This is a genomic window from Haloarchaeobius sp. FL176 (assembly GCF_024609245.1).
Taxonomy (GTDB): Archaea; Halobacteriota; Halobacteria; order Halobacteriales; family Natrialbaceae; genus Haloarchaeobius.
Genome location: NZ_JANJYH010000035.1, coordinates 1 through 461, shown reverse-complemented (window position 1 = coordinate 461; position 461 = coordinate 1). Strand labels below are relative to the sequence as shown.

Here is a 461-nt window from a genome sequence, read left to right as displayed (position 1 = left end):
TTCTCCTCGCCTCGTTCGACGACGACGCGGCAGGGCGGGGAGATTTTGTTGTAGGCGCGGCGGAAGGCGTCCTTGACTTCGGGGGCCTGGTCGACGGTGCACCAGCAGGTGAACAGTTGCTCGCCTTTCTGGACGCGGGCGGCGGTGCCGACGATTTTCCCGAAGGACTGGCGCATGCCGTCGGAGACACGGTCGGCGCCAGCACCGGTGGCCTGCTTGTTCTCGCGGATGACGTGGTGCGGGAACTTGCGCAGGATCATGGAGTAGTTGCCCTCGCCGAGAGTTTTGATGAGGTGGCGGTTGGCCGACAGGCGGGAGGCTTCGAGCGAGCCGTGACGGAGCTGGCACTCCTCTTCGAGGACCAGCGAGATCTGGACGGGCCAGTCGTCGGCGTCGCTGGCGGTGTCGCCCATCTTGTGCTGTGCGATCTTCGAGCCGGGGATGCCGGTGATGTACTCACG

General features: G+C 65.5%; 1 protein-coding gene. It reads right to left on the bottom strand.

Annotated features, from left to right (window positions below; all coding sequences use genetic code 11):
* A partial coding sequence (locus tag NO978_RS19750) for a 50S ribosomal protein L16 (protein WP_257301233.1) occupies positions 1-461 on the bottom strand: 461 nt, incomplete at both ends.